At 73.3% G+C, this 18,129-nt stretch carries 16 protein-coding genes, 1 rRNA gene and 1 pseudogene; 8 read left to right on the top strand and 10 right to left on the bottom strand.

Annotated elements, in window-relative coordinates:
• Nucleotides 1-15: 15 nt before the first annotated feature.
• The 3 genes from ACJ6WD_RS27840 to ACJ6WD_RS27850 are packed head-to-tail and all read right to left on the bottom strand — an operon-like array spanning nucleotide 16 to nucleotide 2,209.
• Complete coding sequence (locus tag ACJ6WD_RS27840; protein ID WP_016579030.1) at nucleotides 16-894, bottom strand: NAD kinase; 879 nt, start codon at nucleotides 892-894, stop codon at nucleotides 16-18.
• A 59-nt stretch (nucleotides 895-953) separates the two neighbouring features.
• A complete protein-coding gene (locus ACJ6WD_RS27845; protein WP_233660429.1) occupies nucleotides 954-1,769 on the bottom strand; it encodes a TlyA family RNA methyltransferase in 816 nt (271 codons plus the stop codon).
• A 14-nt stretch (nucleotides 1,770-1,783) separates the two neighbouring features.
• On the bottom strand, nucleotides 1,784-2,209 hold the full coding sequence (locus ACJ6WD_RS27850) for a hypothetical protein (RefSeq protein ID WP_233660427.1): 426 nt from the start codon (nucleotides 2,207-2,209) through the stop codon (nucleotides 1,784-1,786).
• Between the two features lie 64 nt (nucleotides 2,210-2,273).
• Between ACJ6WD_RS27850 and ACJ6WD_RS27855 the strand changes: the two genes are divergently transcribed.
• Nucleotides 2,274-2,621 carry an SCP2 sterol-binding domain-containing protein gene (locus ACJ6WD_RS27855; protein ID WP_233660426.1) on the top strand — a complete coding sequence of 116 codons (348 nt, stop codon included), beginning with the start codon at nucleotides 2,274-2,276 and terminating at the stop codon, nucleotides 2,619-2,621.
• On the opposite strand, the gene ACJ6WD_RS27860 is transcribed toward ACJ6WD_RS27855, so the two are convergent.
• The 3 genes from ACJ6WD_RS27860 to ACJ6WD_RS27870 all read right to left on the bottom strand — a co-directional run bounded on the left by ACJ6WD_RS27860 (nucleotide 2,605) and on the right by ACJ6WD_RS27870 (nucleotide 5,771).
• The gene (locus ACJ6WD_RS27860; protein WP_407616750.1) at nucleotides 2,605-3,438 is read right to left on the bottom strand and encodes an ABC transporter ATP-binding protein; all 834 of its coding nucleotides are present in this window, start codon (nucleotides 3,436-3,438) and stop codon (nucleotides 2,605-2,607) included. The genes ACJ6WD_RS27855 and ACJ6WD_RS27860 overlap by 17 nt on opposite strands.
• A gap of 100 nt (nucleotides 3,439-3,538) precedes the next feature.
• Nucleotides 3,539-4,642, bottom strand: coding sequence for a FecCD family ABC transporter permease (locus ACJ6WD_RS27865; RefSeq protein ID WP_407616751.1), 1,104 nt, complete (start codon nucleotides 4,640-4,642; stop codon nucleotides 3,539-3,541).
• 70 nt (nucleotides 4,643-4,712) lie between these two features.
• Nucleotides 4,713-5,771 (bottom strand): FecCD family ABC transporter permease, encoded by a 1,059-nt coding sequence (locus tag ACJ6WD_RS27870; RefSeq protein WP_407616752.1) that lies wholly within the window; start codon nucleotides 5,769-5,771, stop codon nucleotides 4,713-4,715.
• A gap of 112 nt (nucleotides 5,772-5,883) precedes the next feature.
• On the opposite strand from ACJ6WD_RS27870, the gene ACJ6WD_RS27875 reads away from it, so the two are divergent.
• On the top strand, nucleotides 5,884-6,912 hold the full coding sequence (locus tag ACJ6WD_RS27875; protein ID WP_233660423.1) for an ABC transporter substrate-binding protein: 1,029 nt from the start codon (nucleotides 5,884-5,886) through the stop codon (nucleotides 6,910-6,912).
• 73 nt (nucleotides 6,913-6,985) lie between these two features.
• Nucleotides 6,986-7,873, top strand: coding sequence for a siderophore-interacting protein (locus ACJ6WD_RS27880; RefSeq protein WP_407616753.1), 888 nt, complete (start codon nucleotides 6,986-6,988; stop codon nucleotides 7,871-7,873).
• Between the two features lie 95 nt (nucleotides 7,874-7,968).
• On the opposite strand, the gene ACJ6WD_RS27885 is transcribed toward ACJ6WD_RS27880, so the two are convergent.
• The gene (locus tag ACJ6WD_RS27885) at nucleotides 7,969-9,018 is read right to left on the bottom strand and encodes an HAD-IIA family hydrolase (RefSeq protein ID WP_374206861.1); all 1,050 of its coding nucleotides are present in this window, start codon (nucleotides 9,016-9,018) and stop codon (nucleotides 7,969-7,971) included.
• A gap of 177 nt (nucleotides 9,019-9,195) precedes the next feature.
• On the opposite strand from ACJ6WD_RS27885, the gene ACJ6WD_RS27890 reads away from it, so the two are divergent.
• From ACJ6WD_RS27890 to ACJ6WD_RS27910, 5 genes are all read left to right on the top strand, one after another.
• Entirely contained in the window at nucleotides 9,196-10,461 is a 1,266-nt protein-coding gene (locus tag ACJ6WD_RS27890; RefSeq protein WP_233660421.1) for a DUF1015 family protein, read from the top strand.
• Between the two features lie 188 nt (nucleotides 10,462-10,649).
• Nucleotides 10,650-12,197 carry a pyridoxal phosphate-dependent decarboxylase family protein gene (locus tag ACJ6WD_RS27895; protein ID WP_407616754.1) on the top strand — a complete coding sequence of 516 codons (1,548 nt, stop codon included), beginning with the start codon at nucleotides 10,650-10,652 and terminating at the stop codon, nucleotides 12,195-12,197.
• 34 nt (nucleotides 12,198-12,231) lie between these two features.
• On the top strand, nucleotides 12,232-13,557 hold the full coding sequence (locus tag ACJ6WD_RS27900) for a lysine N(6)-hydroxylase/L-ornithine N(5)-oxygenase family protein (RefSeq protein WP_407616755.1): 1,326 nt from the start codon (nucleotides 12,232-12,234) through the stop codon (nucleotides 13,555-13,557).
• A complete protein-coding gene (locus ACJ6WD_RS27905; RefSeq protein ID WP_407616756.1) occupies nucleotides 13,554-14,120 on the top strand; it encodes a GNAT family N-acetyltransferase in 567 nt (188 codons plus the stop codon). The genes ACJ6WD_RS27900 and ACJ6WD_RS27905 overlap by 4 nt, the downstream gene beginning before the upstream one ends.
• Nucleotides 14,120-15,922 carry an IucA/IucC family siderophore biosynthesis protein gene (locus tag ACJ6WD_RS27910; protein WP_233660419.1) on the top strand — a complete coding sequence of 601 codons (1,803 nt, stop codon included), beginning with the start codon at nucleotides 14,120-14,122 and terminating at the stop codon, nucleotides 15,920-15,922. Before ACJ6WD_RS27905 ends, ACJ6WD_RS27910 begins: the two co-directional genes overlap by 1 nt.
• Nucleotides 15,923-16,016: 94 nt before the next feature.
• On the opposite strand, the gene ACJ6WD_RS27915 is transcribed toward ACJ6WD_RS27910, so the two are convergent.
• The 3 genes and pseudogenes from ACJ6WD_RS27915 to rrf form a co-directional block, all read right to left on the bottom strand.
• Nucleotides 16,017-16,787, bottom strand: coding sequence for a tetratricopeptide repeat protein (locus ACJ6WD_RS27915; RefSeq protein WP_233660508.1), 771 nt, complete (start codon nucleotides 16,785-16,787; stop codon nucleotides 16,017-16,019).
• A 150-nt stretch (nucleotides 16,788-16,937) separates the two neighbouring features.
• Nucleotides 16,938-17,969 (bottom strand): annotated as a pseudogene (locus ACJ6WD_RS27920) (hypothetical protein); the annotation flags it as partial.
• Between the two features lie 85 nt (nucleotides 17,970-18,054).
• Nucleotides 18,055-18,129: ribosomal RNA gene (gene rrf / locus ACJ6WD_RS27925) — 5S ribosomal RNA — on the bottom strand; the annotation flags it as partial.

Genomic DNA, 18,129 nt, shown 5'->3' on the forward strand with positions numbered 1-18,129 from the left:
GGCCCGACCGCCGCGCTAGTGCGGCGCGCCCCGCCAACCCGCCACCGGGAGCGCGAACTTGGCGACCAGGCGGTCGGTGAAGGAGGCGTGGTGGAGCCGGGCCAGGCGCACCGGGACGGCGCCGCGGCGGACCTCCACGCGGGCGCCGGCGGGGAGTTCGACGGTGCGCCGGCCGTCGCACCACAGCACCCCGTGCGGGGTCTTGGGCTGGACCTCCACGGCCAGCACCGACTGCGGCGAGGTGACCAGCGGCTTGGCGAACAGCGCGTGGGCGCTGATCGGGACCATCAGCAGCGCCTCGACCTCCGGCCAGACGACCGGACCGCCGGCCGAGAAGGCGTACGCGGTGGAGCCGGTCGGGGTCGCGCAGACCACCCCGTCGCCGCCGAAGCGGGAGACCGGCCGGCCGTCGACCTCGGTGACCACTTCCAGCATCCGCTCGCGGGCGGCCTTCTCCACGGACGCCTCGTTGAGCGCCCAGTCGGTGTGCACCACGGCGCCGTTGTTGCGGACCAGGACGTCGAGGGTCATCCGCTCCTCGACCTCGTAGGAGCGGGTGACGACCCGGTCGACGACCTTGTCGAGGTCGTCCCGCTCGGCCTCGGCCAGGAAGCCCACCCGGCCGAGGTTGACGCCCAGCATCGGCACCCCGGAGGTGCGGGCGAAGTCCGCGCCGCGCAGCAGCGTGCCGTCCCCGCCGAGGACGACGAGGAGTTCGCAGCCCTCGGCCGCGCACGGCTCGGTCGCGACGCGTTCGACGGAGTCGGGCAGCGGCAGGTCCGCGGCCTCCTCGTCCAGCACCCGGACCCCGATCCCGCTGCGCAGCAGCCCCTGGACCACGAGTTCGGCACTGCGGATGGCCGCCGGGCGGCCGGTGTGCGCGAGCAGGAACACGGTGCGCCCGGCGCGGCCGGTCTCCTGTGCTGCGCTGCCTTCAACTGCCTGGGTAGTGGTCAACTGGGCCCCTCCGCCACTGCACGGTCGACGTCCGCCGGGTCGAGTGCAGGCGCCCCGGCGCGCAGCCAAAGAAAGTACTCGACGTTGCCCGAGGGTCCGGGCAACGGGCTCGCGGTCACGCCCAGGACGCCCAGCCCCAGCGCGGCGGCGCGGTCCGCGACGCCGCGCACCGCCTCGGCCCGCAGTGCGGCGCTGCGCACCACGCCGCCGCTGCCCAGCCGCTCCTTGCCCACCTCGAACTGCGGCTTGACCATCAGCACCAGGTCGGCGTCGGGCGCCGCGCAGCGGACGAGTGCGGGCAGCACCAGGCCCAGCGGGATGAAGGAGAGGTCGCCGACGACGAGGTCGACGGGGACGTCGTCGATCTGGTCCAGGGTCAGCTCGCGGACGTTGGTCCGGTCCTTGACGGTGACCCGGTCGTCGCTCTGCAGCTGCCAGGCGAGCTGGCCGTAGCCGACGTCGACGGCGACCACGTGGCCGGTGCCGGCGCGCAGCAGGACGTCGGTGAAGCCACCGGTGGAGGCGCCGGCGTCCAGCGCCCGCCGGCCCTCGACGCGCAGGCCGCGCGGGACGAAGGCGGCGAGCGCGCCGGCGAGCTTGTGGCCGCCGCGCGAGACGTAGTCGGGGTCGCTCTCGTCCTCCCGGACGACCACCGCCGCGCTGGTCTCCACCTGGGTGGCCGGCTTGGTCGCGGTCGCCCCGCCGACGGTCACCCGGCCCGCGGCGATCAGCTGGCTCGCGTGCTCCCGCGAGCGGGCCAGCTTGCGGCGCACCAGCTCCGCGTCGAGACGGCGTCGTGCCACTCCTGCCACCTGTGGTTCAGCTCCTACTGGTCGTGCCGGTCGGGTCGGCCGGGTCGATCGGGTGTCGGGGACGGTGCGGGCGGCCCGGAGTGCTGGTCGAGGGAGGCCAGCACGTCGCGCAGCCCACGGTGGACATCCTCGTACATGCCGAGGTGGCCGCCGACCGGGAGGTGGTCGGCTTCGGCCAGGCGCGCCAGGCCCGCGTCGACGGCGGGCTGGCCGGTGGGGGCCACCGCCACCCCGAGGGGCCGGGGGCCGGATGGCCCGGCGGGCTCTGCGGGCCCTGCGGGCTCCGCGCCTGTCGGGGTTGCTGCCGCACCGGGGGCCTGGGGAGCCGTCGGGGCCCGGGGGGTCGGCGGCTCCGGATCGGAGGAGCCGGGGCCGGTCGCCGCGGCGGCGACCGGGGGGCCGGATGCCGCCGGCTCCGGGCCGTTCATCGGGTCTGCCATGCCCCCGACGCTACCTCGCTCGCGCGCCCCCGGCCGTCCGTGACCTGGCGTATCGTCGGGCGCGATGGCAACTCTCGACCAGTGCCGTGCCGCGCTCGACCGGCTGGCCCACAACCTGTCCTCGGCGGACGGTGAGGTGCGCGGCGCCACGGCGCTCGACCGCTCCGTCAGCTGCCGCATCACCGACCTCGACACCACTTTCGTCGGCCGGCTGGCCGACGGCAGTCTCCAGGACGTGTCCTGCGTGGCCGGGCCGCCGCCGGAGAAGGCCGAGATCCGGTTGACCATGACCGGTGACGACCTGGTGGCCCTGGTGGACGGCCGGCTGAACTTCGCCCGGGCGTGGAGCAGCGGCCGGGTGAAGCTGGAGGCCGGGCTGCGCGACCTGCTGCGGCTCAGGAGCCTGCTGTAGCCGACGCGGTGCCGACCGCCGCGGCGGTCTCCCGGGGCCGGCGGGCGGCCGGGACGACCAGCGGGGTGCCGGTCTCGGGGTCGTCGATGATCCGGCAGCCGATGCCGAAGACCCGGCCCACGAGGTCGGCGGTGACGATCTCGGACGGTGCGCCCTCGGCGATCACCCGGCCGTCCTTCATGGCGATCAGGTGGGTGGCGTAGCGGGCCGCCTGGTTGAGGTCGTGCAACACCGCGACCAGGGTGCGGCCCTGTTCCTCGTGGAGGGTGGCGCACAGGTCCAGTACCTCTATCTGGTGCTGGATGTCGAGGAAGGTGGTCGGCTCGTCGAGCAGGAACAGCGGGGTCTGCTGGGCCAGTGCCATGGCGATCCAGACCCGTTGCCGCTGTCCGCCGGAGAGTTCGTCGACGTAGCGGTCGGCCAGTTCGGCCACGCCCGTCGAGGTCATCGACTCCGCGACGATCCGCTCGTCCTCGGCCGACCACTGGCGCAGCAGTCCCTGGTGCGGGTAGCGGCCGCGCGCGACGAGGTCGGCGACGGTGATGCCGTCCGGGGCGACCGAGGACTGCGGCAGCAGGCCCAGCGTCCGGGCGACCTGCTTGGCCGGCAGCGCGGAGATCTTCTGGCCGTCGAGCAGTACCGCGCCGGTGGTCGGCTTGAGCATCCGCGACAGGGCGCGCAGCAGCGTGGACTTGCCGCAGGCGTTGGGGCCGACGATGACCGTGAAGGAGTGGTCGGGGATGTCGACCGAGAGGTTCTCGGCGATGGTCCGCTGGTCGTAGGCGAGGGTGACGTGCTCGGCCGCGAGACGGCTCACTGCGGGGCTCCTGGGGTGGTGGGGGTGGTCGGTTCGCCGGGATCGCCGGTGGGTGCGGGGGGTCGTGGGGCGTGCGCCGGTGGTGGCGGTCTCCGCCCGCTCATCCCCGTCCCGCCTTCCGTTCGGTGGCCAGCAGCCACAGCAGGTAGCCGCCGCCGAGGATGCCGGTCAGCACGCCGACCGGCAGTTGGTCGGCGCCGAACAGCAGTTGGGCGGCCCAGTCGGCGCCGACCAGCAGGGCGGCGCCCATCAGGGCCGCGGGCAGCAGGTTGGGGCCGGGCGAGCCGGTGAGCCGGCGGGCGAGTTGGGGCGCGGTGAGGGCGACGAAGGAGATCGGGCCGGCCGCGGCGGTGCCGGCGGAGACGAGGACGACGGCGGCCAACAGGGCGGTGATCCGGACCCGTTCGGTGCGGACGCCCAGCGCGGCGGCCGCGTCGTCGCCCATCTCCAGCATCCGCAGCGGCCGCGCGCAGCGCAGCACGACCGGGACCAGCACCGCGCAGACCGCGGCCATCGGCCAGACCTGGCTCCAGTCGCGGCCGCTGAGCGAACCGGTCATCCAGGTGGTGGCCCGGGCCGCGTCGTAGATGGTGGCCTTCGTCAGCAGGTACAGCACGACGGCGTAGAGCATGGCGGCGACGCCCACGCCGACGAGGACGAAGCGGTAGCCGTGGATGCCGCGTCGCCAGGCGAGCGCGAAGATGACGAGGCCGGTGAGCAGCCCGCCGACGACGGCGCCGCCGGCCACCGCGAACGTCCCGCCGTGGCACCACACCAGGACGATCAGCGCGCCGACCGACGACCCCTGGGACAGGCCGAGGACGTCGGGACTGCCCAGCGGGTTGCGGGAGACGGTCTGGAAGACCGCGCCGGCGAGACCGAAGGCCGCGCCGACCAGCAGTCCCACCAGCACCCGCGGCAGCCGCAGGTCGTGCACGACGAACTGCTGGCCGGTGGTGCCGCCCCCGGTCAGGGTGGTCAGCACCTGCGACGGCGTCATCGGGTAGTCGCCGGAGCCGATCAGGGCGACGGCCGCGGCCAGTGCGGCGGCCAGCAGCAGCGTGCCGGCCAGGACGGCGCGCAGGTCCAGGCGGATCGAGAGGCCGCCGGCGGTCCGTAGCGTGCGGGCCCGGCGCCGGCCGGGCGGCGGCTGGCCCCGCGGGCCCGCCCCGTCCGTCGGGCCGGGCTTGACCGTGGCGTTCACTGCTGCTCCTCCTCGTTCGTTCGCGTCCACGGGCCGGTTGCGGTGCTCCGTGCTCCCTTCCTGCGTCCCGTCACGGTTGGGCCATCCGCCGGCGTCGGACGAGGTAGATGAAGACCGGGCCGCCGACCACGGCGGTGACGATGCCGACCTGGAGTTCGCCGGGCCGGGCCACCACGCGGCCGAGCACGTCCGCGCCGACCAGCAGGACCGGCGAGAGCACCGCCGAGTACGGCAGGATCCACCGCAGGTCGGGTCCGGTCAGGGCGCGGACCGCGTGCGGCACCATCAGCCCGACGTAGACGATCGGGCCGCAGACCGCGGTCGCGCCGCCGCACAGCAGGGTCACCGCGACCATCGCGAGCACCCGGGTGCGGGTCAGGCGGGCGCCCAGGGCGCGCGCCTGGTCGTCGCCGAGCGCGACGGCGTTCAACGGGCGGGCGAGCAGCAGTGCGAGCGCCGCGCCGACCAGCAGGAACGGCGCGATCCGGGTGACCGTGGGCAGGGTCGCGGTGGCCAGCGAACCCACCGTCCAAAAGCGCATCCGGTCCAACGCCGCGGAGTCCATGAGGTTGACGGCGTTGAGGTAGCCGGTGAGGACGGCGGTCAGCGCGGTGCCGGCCAGCGCGAGCCGGACCGGGGTGGCGCTGCGGGTACCGCCCAGGACGTAGACCGCGACGGAGACCACCGCGGCACCGGCGAAGGCGAACCACACGTAGCCCGCGAGCGAGGTGACGCCGAGGAAGCTGATGGCGGAGACCACCGCGGCCGAGGCGCCGGCGTTGATGCCGAGCACGCCGGGGTCGGCGAGCGGGTTGCGGGTGAGCGCCTGCATGACGGTGCCGGCGAGGCCGAGGGCGGCGCCGGCCAGCACCCCGAGGAGGGTGCGCGGGAGCCGGACGTCGCGGATGACGACGTCGGTGTCCGAACCGGTGTGGTGGAAGAGGCCGTGCCACACCTGGTCGAGGGGGATCTGCTTGGCGCCGACGGCGATGCCGAGGACGGCGACGGCGGCGAGGAGGACGAGGGACGCGCCCAACCCCGCGGCGCGGACACCGGGCCGCCGCCCGGGTGCGGTGGGGGCCGTCGCCGCGTCGGGGGAACTGTCAACGGGGGGACTGTCTACCAACACGCCAGTTAGGTTAGCCTACCCTCACAAGCGGTCGATCTACCGGCTCTTCCGGTGCGGCCCGTCCACCATGCCCGTTGGGGGCACCCCGCCTCCAGAGAGAAGCACCACCATCATGCGAACCCCCCGAAGCGTATCCCTGTCCCGACGCGGCGTCCTGGCCGCGGGGGGCGCCGTCGGCATCGGTGCCCTGCTCGCCGCCTGCGGGGGGAACGGAGCGTCAGGCGGCTCGACCGGCGGGGGCGGGGGCGGGCCCTGGTCGTTCACCGACGACCGCGGGCAGAAGGTCGCGCTGCCCGACCGGCCGCACCGGATCGTCGCGTTCACCGGCACCGCCGCGGCGCTGCACGACTTCGGCGTCGACGACCAGATCGTCGGCGTCTTCGGCCCGACCACGTTGGCGAACGGCAAGCCCGACCCGCAGGCCGGCGACCTCGACGTCAAGAAGGTCACCGTCATCGGCAACGGCTACAACCAGTTCAACGTCGAGAAGTACGCGGGCCTCTCCCCCGACCTGCTGGTCACCAACATGTACGAGCCGGGCGCGCTCTGGTACGTCCCGGACGACAGCAAGGACAAGATCACCAAGCTCGCCAAGACCGTGGCGCTCACCGCGTCCCGCAAGCCGCTCGACCAGATCATCGCGCGCTACGGCGAGTTCGCCGCGTCGCTCGGCGCGGACCTGAAGGCCAAGAAGGTCACCGACGCCAAGGCCCGCTTCGAACGGGCCGCCGCGCGCCTGCGCAAGGCCGCCGCCGCCCACCGCGTCAAGGTCCTGGCCTGCTCGGGCAGCGCCGACCTCTTCTACGCCTCCAACCCCGGCATCAGCGCGGACCTCCTCTACTTCAAGTCCCTCGGCGTGGACCTGATCGTCCCCGACCACGTCGACAAGGGCGGCTACTTCGAGAGCCTCAGCTGGGAGAACGCCGACAAGTACCAGGCCGACGTGCTCCTGCTGGACAACCGGACCGCCACCCTCCAGCCCAAGGACCTGGCCGCCAAGCCGTCCTGGAACAAGCTCCCCGCCGTCAAGGCCGGCCAGATCACCCCCTGGTCCAGCGAGCCGCGCTTCTCCCACGCCGGCGCCGCCCCGCTGATGGAGCAGCTCGCCCAGGCCATCGAGCGTGCCAAGAAGGTCACCTGACGCACCACCGGGCCCGCCCCGCCGCGGGCCCGCACCGCCCACCCCAGCCCGCACCGTCCCGGGAGGTTCCCGAATGACCGCGACCGCCGCCCCCACCGCCGCGCCGTTCCGCTTCTTCGACGTCCAGGTCGCCCGCACCCGACGGCTCGGCCCGTCCATGGTCCGGATCACCTTCACCGGGGAACGGCTGGACGAGTTGGTCTCCGGCGGCCGGGACCAGCGCTTCAAGCTGTTCCTCCCGCAGGCCCACCAGGCGGCACCGGTCTTCGCGGACACCGGCGACGGCTGGTACACCGCCTGGCGGGCCCAGGACCCGACCGAGCGCCCGATCATGCGCTCGTACACGATCCGCGAACAGCGCCCCGACCCGAGCGAGTTCGACGTGGACTTCGCGCTGCACGGCGCCGACGACCCGGCCGCCACCAGCGGCGGCCCGGCCAGCCGGTGGGCGGTCGGGGCCCGAGCGGGCGACCGGCTGACCGTCCTCGCGCCGGCCGTCGAGGACAACGGCGGGGTGGACTTCCGACCCCCGCCCGGCACCGACTGGATCCTGCTGACCGGCGACGAGACCGCCCTCCCGGCCATCGCCGGCATCCTGTCCTGGCTCTCCCCGGGCACGGTCGCCAAGGTCTGGATCGAGGTCGGGCACGAGAGCGACCGGCAGGCGCTGCCGACCTTCGCCGACGCCGAGGTCAACTGGCTCGTCCGGGACCCGGCGGCGGCCGGCCAGGGCGCGCCCGTGCTGGACGCGCTGCGCGCCGCCGACCTGCCCGCGGGCACCCCGTACGCCTGGATCGCCGGTGAGGCGGGCGGCGTCAAGGCGGTGCGCCGCCACCTCGTCGGGGAGCGCGGCTTCGACCGTCGCGCGGTGAAGTTCACCGGCTACTGGCGGCGCGGTGCCACCGAGGAGGACCTGATCGCGGAGCTGACCGCGGCGGCGGCCGCCGCCGGCCGGGAGTGAACCGCCCGGCCCGCCGCCCCGGCGCCGCTGCGCGGTCCCGCCGCCCCGCGCAGCGGGACCGCTCCGGCTTACCCCCGACGGCTACGGGCGCCGCGTCACATGCCCAGGCGGTGCAGCGCCTTGGACGCGTCCGCCGCACAACTCCCGGCGCCCGCCGCGGTCCAGGCCGCCGCGCACAGCGCCCGCAGCCCGTCCAGCGGCGTCCCCTCGCCGTCCAGGACCAGTTCGTCCCCGGCCGTCCCGGCCCGCCAGCCGCCGCAGCGGAAGCCGGCGCCGTCGTCGGTCACCGCCGGCTGCGGGCGCAACACCCCGCGCAGGTCCGCGTCCACGTACGTCGGCCGGTGCTCGGGCGGCGCGGCCAGCAGGGCGGCCGCCGTGGTGACGCCGGTGAGCACCAGCAGCGAGTCCACCCCGCCGTTCCACGCGCCCTCGATGTCGGTGTCGAGGCGGTCCCCGATCACCAACGGCCGCCGGGCACCGGTCCGCAGCACCGTCTCGCGGTGCATCGGCGGCTGCGGCTTGCCGGCGACCTGCGGCGCCCCGCCGGCGGCGATCCGCACCACCTCCACCAGCGCACCGTTGCCCGGCGCGATCCCGCGCTCCTTGGGGATGGTCAGGTCGGTGTTGGACGCGAACCACGGCACCCCGCGCTGCACCGCGTACGCGGCCTCGGCCAGCCGCTCCCAGTCCAGCGTCGGGTCGTAGCCCTGCACCACGGCCGCCGGGTCGTCGTCCGCCGACGCCACCGGCACCAGCCCGCGCTCGCGCAGCGCCACCCGCAGCCCCTCGCCCCCGATGGTCAGCACCCGGGAGCCGGCCGGCACCTGCTCGGAGATCAGCCGGGCCACCGCCTGCGCCGACGTGATCACATCCTCGGCGGTCGTCGGAAGGCCGAATCCGGACAGTTGGTCGGCGACCGCCTGCGGGGTGCGGGCCGCGTTGTTCGTCACGTATGCGAGGTGCATGCCGCCCTCGCGGGCCGTGGTCAGGGACGCCACGGCGTGCTCGATGGCCCGCCCGCCGGCGTAGACCACCCCGTCCAGATCCAGCAGCGCCGTGTCGTACGCCTCGCTCAGCGCCCGCCGGCACCCGTCGGGCCGGTGCCGCTCGCGCCCGTCCGTCGCTGCGCGCATCCGCTCGTCCATGCCGTCCTGCTCCTCGTTCCCACGTGCCGTACGCACAGGCCGTCCACGCGCCGGTACGACCCCGCCCGCCCCGTTCCGGGCCGGTCCGTCCGCCGCCGCGCGGCCACCGAAATTTCCGGCCGATTCACGGCCGCTCCCCCGATCATCCCGCACCCGTTCCCGGCATAGCATTCTTCAATGACCAGTACCGACGGCCTCCGCCTCCTCCCGTTCCGCGGCCTGCGCTACGCCCCGGACCGGGTCAGCAGCCTCACCGCGGTCACCTCCCCGCCCTACGACGTCGTCGTGCGGCCGGACGAGGTCCGCGCCCTGGAGACCTCCGATCCGTACAACATCGTGCGGTTGATCCTTCCGCAGGCCGCGGACCCGGCCACCCGGCACCGCCAGGCCGCCGACACCCTGCGCCGCTGGCGCGCGGAGGGCATCCTCACCCCGGACCCGGAGCCGGCGCTGTACGTCTACGAGCAGCGCGGCGGCGGCGTCCTGCAGCGCGGACTGATCGGCGCGCTCCGACTGGACGGCCCGGTGCTGCCGCACGAGGACGTCATCCCGGAGGTGGTCGAGGACCGGGCCGCCCTGATGGGCGCCGCCGCGGCCAACTTCGAGCCGCTGCTGCTGTCGTACCGCGGGCCGGGCACCGCGAACGGCGCGACCGGCGTCATCGAGCGCACCGTCCGGCGCGCACCGCTGCTCGACACCACCACCGAGGACGGCTTCGCGCACCGCCTGTGGGCGGTCACCGACCCCGCGGAGCTGGCCGCGGTCGACGCCGACCTGGCCGTCCGCCAGGCGCTGATCGCCGACGGCCACCACCGCTGGGCGACGTACCAGCGGCTCCACGAGCAGCGGCCGGAGGCCGGCCCCGACTCGCCCTGGGCGTCCGGGCTGGTGCTGCTGGTGGACACCGCCCGCCATCCGCTCCAGGTCCGGGCGATCCACCGGGTGCTGCCGCACCTGCCGCCGGCCAAGGCGCTGGCGGACGTGGCCGGTGCCTTCCGGGCCCGCCGGCTGCCCGGCGAACTCCCCGCCGCCCTGGAGGCCCTGGCCGAGACCCCGGGCAGCGCCTTCGTGCTCTCCGGCGGCCCGGACTCCTTCCACCTCCTGGACCGGCCCGATCCCGACCTGTTGGAGCGGGCGATCCGCACCGACCGGCCCGCGGCGTGGCGCCACTTGGACGCGACGGTGCTGCACTCGGTCCTGCTGGACGAGGTCTGGCGGATCCCCGACCACCCGTCGGACATCGGCTACCTGCACCACACCGAGGCCGCGGTGGCGCAGGCCGCCCGGCACGGCGGCTCGGCCGTCCTGATGCGCGCGACCTCCGAGGAGACGGTCCGTCAACTCGCCGAGCAGGGCGTGACGATGCCCCGCAAGTCCACCTCGTTCGGCCCCAAGCCGGCCACCGGCCTGGTGCTGCGCACGCTCGACGACGAAGGGAGCTGAGCCGCCCCACCGCCCTCGCGGCGCGGGAATCCCCCTGGTCCGGCCGGACCGTGGACCCCGCCCCCACCCATCGGCACGGTTAGGTTAGGCTTACCTCACTGTGTCGCCGGGCGGGTTCCCCTGCCCCTGTGCACACCTCCGCACCCTGCACAGGACGCAGTTGACCCCGCTCCAGGGAGGGCACCTTCATGAGTCTCCTCGCGCACTCCGCCGAGGACCCGGCCGACAGCCGCACCCATCTCCTCAACAACCACACCGCCGACCACTACCGCGCCGCCGTCAGCGAGGGCGTCGCACGGATCAGCGCACGCATCGCCACCACCGACCGCCCCTTCACCGGCGTCTCGGTCGACGAACTGGCGCCCACCGTGGCCGCCGTGGACCTCGACACCCCGCTCCACGACCCGGCCGCCGCCCTGGACGAACTGGAGCAGGTCTACCTGCGGGACGCGATCTACTTCCACCACCCGCGCTACCTCGCCCACCTCAACTGCCCCGTGGTGATCCCCGCACTCGTCGGCGAAGCGGTGCTCTCGGCCGTCAACTCCTCCCTCGACACCTGGGACCAGAGCGCCGGCGGCACCCTCATCGAACGACGCCTGGTCGACTGGACGGCCGAGCGGATCGGCCTCGGCGCGGCCGCCGACGGCATCTTCACCAGCGGCGGCAGCCAGTCCAACCTCCAGGCCATGCTGCTCGCCCGGGACGAGACCTGCCGCCGCGAACTGGCCCGCACCGGCTCCCCCGAGGACACCCGGCTCACCGACCTGCTCCCCCGGCTCCGCATCCTCACCTCCGCCTGCAGCCACTTCAGCATCCGCAAGTCCGCGACCCTGCTCGGCCTGGGCGCGGAGGCCGTGATCGCCGTCCCCGCCGACGACACCAAGCGGATGCGCACCGACGCCCTCGCCGCCGAACTGGAGCGCTGCCGGCGCGACGGCCTGATACCCATGGCGGTCGTCGCCACCGCCGGCACCACCGACTTCGGCTCCATCGACCCGCTCCCCGAGATCGCCGACCTGGCCGCCCGCCACGGCGCCTGGATGCACGTGGACGCCGCCTACGGCTGCGGTCTGCTCGTCTCCCGCCGCCGCGACCTCCTCACCGGCATCGAACGCGCCGACTCGGTGACCGTCGACTACCACAAGTCCTTCTTCCAGCCCGTCAGTTCCAGCGCCGTCCTGGTCCGCGACCGCGCCACGCTGCGGCACGTCACCTACCACGCGGACTACCTCAACCCGCGCCGGATGGTCGAGCAGCGGATCCCCAACCAGGTCGACAAGTCGCTCCAGACCACCCGCCGCTTCGACGCCCTCAAACTCTGGCTGACGCTGCGCACCATGGGCGCCCAGGGCATCGGCGAACTCTTCGACGAGGTCGTCGACCGGGCCGCCGACGCCTGGAAGCTCCTGCACGACGACCCGCGCTTCGAGGTCGTCGTGCAGCCCCAGCTGAGCACCCTGGTCTTCCGCTACCTCCCCGGCGGCACCCAGGACCCCGAGCTCACCGACCGGGTCAATCTGCACGCCCGGGACGCCCTCTTCGCCTCCGGCGACGCGATCGTCGCCGGCACCAAGGTGGACGGCCGGCACTACCTCAAGTTCACCCTGCTCAACCCGGAGACCACGCTCGACGACATCGCGATCGTCCTCGACCTGATCGCCGAGCACGCCGGTCGCTACCTGGCCGAGCAGCCCGCGGCCGACCGCACCGCACCGGCCCTCAGCGCCCGCTGACCTCCCCGCCCGACCATCTCCGGAAGAGAGACCCGTGACCGTCCCCCACGACGCCCCTTACGACTTCCTCGCCATCGGGCTCGGCCCGTTCAACCTCGGCCTGGCGTGCCTGACCGCCCCCATCGACGAGCTCAACGGACTCTTCCTCGACGACCGCCCGGGCTTCGACTGGCACCCCGGCATGATGCTGGAGAGCAGCCACCTCCAGGTGCCGTTCATGGCCGACCTGGTCACCCTCGCCGACCCCACCTCGCCCTTCTCCTTCCTGAACTACCTGAAGGAATCGGGCCGGATGTACTCCTTCTACATCCGTGAGAACTTCTATCCGCTGCGCGCCGAGTTCAACGACTACTGCCGCTGGGCCGTCGGAAAGCTCGACACCGTCCGCTTCTCCCACACGGTCACCACCGTCGAGTACGACGAGCGCGCCGAGCTCTACCTCGTCCACGCCGACCACCAGGGCGAACGGCACACCTTCCGGGCCCGCAAGCTCGTCCTGGGCACCGGCACCCCGCCGCACCTGCCCGACGCCTGCCGCGACCTGGGCGGCGACGCGCTGCACAACGCCGGCTACCTGGACGCCAAGCCCGCCCTCCAGGCCAAGGACAGCATCACCATCGTCGGCAGCGGCCAGAGCGCCGCCGAGATCTACTACGACCTCCTCCAGGACATCGACGCCCACGACTACCACCTGACCTGGGCCACCCGCTCCCCCCGCTTCTTCCCGCTCGAATACACCAAGCTCACCCTGGAGATGACCTCCCCGGAGTACGTGGACTACTTCCACGCCCTCCCCGCGGCCACCCGCGACCGCCTCAACGCCACCCAGAAGCACCTCTACAAGGGCATCGACTCGGAGCTGATCAACGACATCTTCGACCTGCTCTACCAGAAGCGCCTGGCCGGCCCGGTCCGCACCCGCCTGCTGACCAACTCGGCGCTCCAGGAAGCCCGTTACGACGAGGCCACCCGTACCTACACCCTCAGCATGCGCCAGGAGGAGCAGGGCCGGGACTTCAGCCTCACCACCCAGGGCCTCATCCTCGCCACCGGCTACCGCTACCGCGTCCCCGCGTTCCTGGAGCCGGTCCGCGACCGCATCGCCTGGGACGCCGCCGGCCGCTACGACGTCGCCCGCAACTACAGCATCGACACCGCCGGCCACGGCATCTACGTGCAGAACGCCGAACTGCACACCCACGGCTTCGTCACCCCCGACCTCGGCATGGCCGCCTACCGCAACTCCAGCATCATCCGCGAGCTGCTCGGCCGCGAGTACTACCCGGTCGAGAAGGCCATCGCCTTCCAGGAGTTCGCCGCCCCGGCCGGTCCGCACGACCCGATGGAGATATCCGCATGAGCACCCCCGCCTTCACCCGCACCGACCCCGCCCTGGGGGAGTTCGCCCTGCGGCCCGTCGACCCCGCCGCCGACGCCCCCCTCCTGCACTCCTGGGTCACCCACCCCAAGGCAGTCTTCTGGCTGATGCAGGACTGCGACCTGCCCGCCGTCGAGAAGGAGTTCGCCCGGATCGACGCCGACCCGCACCACGACGCCTTCCTCGGCCTCCACAACGGCACCCCGGCCTTCCTCATGGAGCGCTACGACCCCGCCCACCGCGAACTGGTCGGCATCCACGTCGCCCGGCCCGGCGACATCGGCATGCACTTCCTGACCGCCCCGACGGACGCCCCCGTGCACGGCTTCACGCACGCCGTCATCACCACCGTCATGGAGGGCCTCTTCGCCGACCCGGCCGTCCTGCGCGTGGTCGTCGAGCCCGACACCCGCAACACCGCCGTCCACGCCCTGAACAAGGCCGTCGGCTTCGAGGTCGTCCGGACCGTCTCGCTCCCCTCCAAGGACGCCTACCTCAGCACCTGCACCCGCGAACAGTTCCTGGCCACCCGAGGAGACCGCTGATGCCCGCCCCCATCGAGAACCCGGCCGCCCAGGACGCCGTCGCGCACCTCACCCCCGAACTGTGGGCGCGCGCCAACCGCGCCCTGGTCCGCAAGGCCCTCGCCGAGTTCACCCACGAGCGGCTGCTGACGCCCGAGCCACTGGCCGACGCCGACCACTACGCCGTCCACAGCGACGACGCGGCCACCACCTACCGCTTCACCGCCCGCAGACACGCCCTGGACCACTGGCAGATCGCCCCGGAGAGCATCACCCGCCACCGCGGAGACACCGAACTCCCCCTGGACGCACTGGACTTCATCACCGAGTTCCACACCTCGCTCGGACTGTCCCCGACCGTCCTCCCGGTCTACCTGGAGGAGATCAGCTCCACCCTCTCCGGCACCGCCTACAAACTCGCCGGCAAGGCCGGCACCGCCGCGGAACTCGCCACCGCCGGCTTCCAGGCCGTCGAGACCGGCATGACCGAGGGCCACCCCTGCTTCGTCGCCAACAACGGCCGCCTCGGCTTCGGCATCCACGAATACCACGCCTACGCCCCCGAGGCCGCCGCCCCGCTGACGCTGATCTGGCTGGCCGCCCACCGCGACCACAGCACCTTCACCGCCGGCGCCGACCTCGACTACGCCACCCTGATCGAGGCCGAGCTGCCCGCCGCGACCCGGGCCCGCTTCGCCGCCGCCCTCACCGACCTCGGCCTCGACCCGGACGCCTACTACTTCTTCCCCACCCACCCCTGGCAGTGGTGGAACAAGCTGTCCGTCACCTTCGCCGCCGAGGTCGCCCAGCGCCGCCTGGTCTGCCTGGGCCCCGGCGATGACCAGTACCTCGCCCAGCAGTCCATCCGCACCTTCTTCAACACCACCAGCCCCGAGAAGCACTACGTCAAGACCGCCCTCTCGGTGCTCAACATGGGCTTCATGCGCGGCCTCTCCGCGTCCTACATGGAGGCCACACCGGCCATCAACGACTGGCTGGCCCGCCTGATCGACGCCGACGACACCTTCCGGGCCGCCCGCTTCTCGATCATCCGCGAGCGCGCCGCCATCGGCTACCACCACCGCCAGTACGAGGCCGCCACCGAGAAGGGCTCCCCGTACCGCAAGATGCTCGCCGCCCTCTGGCGGGAGAGCCCGGTCCCCACCCTGGCGCCCGGCCAGCGGCTGGCCACCATGGCCTCCCTCCTCCACGTCGACCGCGACGGCAACTCCTTCGCCGCCGCCCTCATCGCGGAGTCCGGCCTGGCCCCCGAGGTCTGGCTGCGCCGCTACCTCGACGGCTACCTCACCCCGGTGCTGCACGCCTTCTACGCCTACGACCTGGTCTTCATGCCGCACGGCGAGAACGCCATCCTGGTCGTCGAGGACGGCGCGGTAGCCCGCGTGATCTTCAAGGACATCGCCGAGGAGATCGCCGTGATGTCCGCCGACGCCGTCCTGCCGCCCGCCGTCGAACGCATCCGCGCCGACGTCCCCGAGGACAAGAAGCTGCTCTCCGTCTTCACCGACGTCTTCGACTGCTTCTTCCGCTTCCTCAGCGCCACCCTCGCCGACCTGGGCGTCCTCGACGAGGACACCTTCTGGCGCACCGTCGCCGCCACCATCGGCGACTACCAGGCGGCCCACCCCCACCTCGCCGACAAGTTCGCCGAGTACGACATCTTCGTCCCCGAGTTCGCCCTCTCCTGCCTCAACCGGCTCCAGCTGCGCAACAACGAGCAGATGGTCGACCTCCAGGACCCGGCCGGCGCCCTCCAGCTCATCGGCACCCTCCGCAACCCCATCGCCCCGTACGCCCCCTGATCCGCACCACCCCGCACAACGACAAGAGGGGCGGGCCCACCGGGCCCGCCCCTCTCACTGCTGTGTCGCGCCGCCGGCTACGCCGGCCGCACCGCTACTCGGCCTTCTCGGCTCCCTTACCGGAGTCCTCGGCACCCGCGGCCTCGTCCGCAGACTCCTCCGCGGCATCCTCCGCGGCCTCGTCCTCGTCCAGGGCGTCGGTGAACTGCACCCCGTCCAGCTCGGCCAGCCGGTCCGAGGCATCGGTGGTACCGGCCTGATCGGCCTCCAGCGCCCGGGCGAACCAGTCCCGCGCGTCGCTCTCGCGCCCGACCTCCAGCAGCGCGTCCGCGTACGCGTACCGCAACCGGGCCGTCCACGGGTGCACGGCGCTCGACGCCAGCTCGGGGCTCTGCAGGGTGACGACCGCGGCATCGGCCTGCCCCATGTCCCGCCGGGCACCGGCCGCGACCAGGCGCATCTCGACCTGACCGGCCCGGTCCAGCTTCCCCACCTCGGGCTCGCCGGCCATCGCCAGCGCCTTCTCCGGCCGCCCGAGCCCGCGCTCGCAGTCCGCCATGACGGGCCACAGTTCAGCACTGCCGGTCATCCGCCGCGCCGCCCGGAACTCCTTCAGCGCCTCGGCGTACTTCGCGGCCGCGTACGCCGCGAAGCCGGCGGCCTCGCGCACCGCCGCGACGCGGGACGCCAGCCGCAGCGCCACCTGCGCGTAGCCGTACGCCTGCTCCGGGTCCTCGTCGAGCAGCCGCGCGACCATCACCAGGTTCTTGGCGACGTCCTCGGCCAGCGTCTTCGGCAGGCTCAGGAGCTCCTGCCGCACCGCCTTGTCGATCTCGTCGCCGGTGACGTCCTCGGGAATCGGCAGCCGCTTGATCGGCTCCCGGTCGCGGTCCCGCCGGTCGTCACGACGGTCGTCCCGCCGGTCGTCCCGACCCCGGCCACCGCCGTACGGCCGACGCGCCCCACGCTCGTCATCCCGCCGGAACCCGCCACGGTCATCCCGCCGCGGCCCCCGGTCGTCCCGCCGGAACCCGCCACGGTCATCATCCCGACGGAAGCCACCGCGGTCGTCGTCCCTACGGAACCCGCCGCGCTCACCGTCCCGACGGAAGCCACCGCGCTCGTCATCCCTGCGCGGACCCCGCGGACGGTCACCACCGCGATCGTCACGCCGGTCGTCACGGCGGAACCCACCACGGTCGCCCCCGCGGTCATCCCGACGGAACCCACCACGGTCATCCCGCTCATCACGCCGGAACCCACCGCGCTCACCGCCACGATCGTCCCGACGGAAGCCACCACGGTCACCACCGCGATCATCCCGACGGTCATCACGCCGGAACCCACCACGGTCACCCCCGCGCTCACCGCCGCGGTCGTCACGGCGGTCGTCCCGACGGAACCCACCGCGGTCGGCGCCACGGTCGTCACGGCGGAACCCACCGCGGTCGCCGCCACGCTCGCCACCACGGTCGTCACGCCGGAAACCGCCACGGTCACCACCGCGATCGTCACGCCGGTCGTCACGGCGGAACCCACCACGGTCGCCCCCGCGGTCATCCCGACGGAACCCACCACGGTCATCCCGCTCATCACGCCGGAACCCACCGCGCTCACCGCCACGATCGTCACGACGGAACCCACCACGGTCACCGCCACGATCATCCCGACGGTCATCACGCCGGAACCCACCACGGTCACCCCCGCGGTCATCCCGACGGAACCCACCACGGTCGCCGCCACGGTCGTCACGACGGAACCCACCACGGTCGCCGCCACGCTCGCCGCCACGGTCGTCACGACGGAAACCGCCACGGTCACCGCCACGATCGTCACGACGGTCATCCCGACGGAAACCGCCACGGTCGCCCCCGCGGTTGTCACGGCTTTCACGGGTGTCGCGGCTGTCACGCCGCGGTCCCCGGTCATCCCGCCGGAAACCACCCCGGTCGCCGCCGTCGCGCCTCGGCTGGCGCTCCGAGCGATCGTCGGAAGAGTTGGTGGACATCGACGTGACTCCTGTCTTCGGTACTGCATTCATTCTCACGCACCGATCCGTTCGGCGCGCTCCGGCAAAGCAAAAGGACCCTTGGTCCCAGCTGAACGCTGGGACCAAGGGTCCTTGAAAGATTGTTCGGCGGCGTCCTACTCTCCCACAGGGTCCCCCCTGCAGTACCATCGGCGCTGAAAGGCTTAGCTTCCGGGTT

Origin of the sequence: Streptomyces sp. VTCC 41912, from assembly GCF_045799175.1 — a bacterium.
GTDB classification, from domain to species: domain Bacteria; phylum Actinomycetota; class Actinomycetes; order Streptomycetales; family Streptomycetaceae; genus Streptomyces; species Streptomyces albulus_C.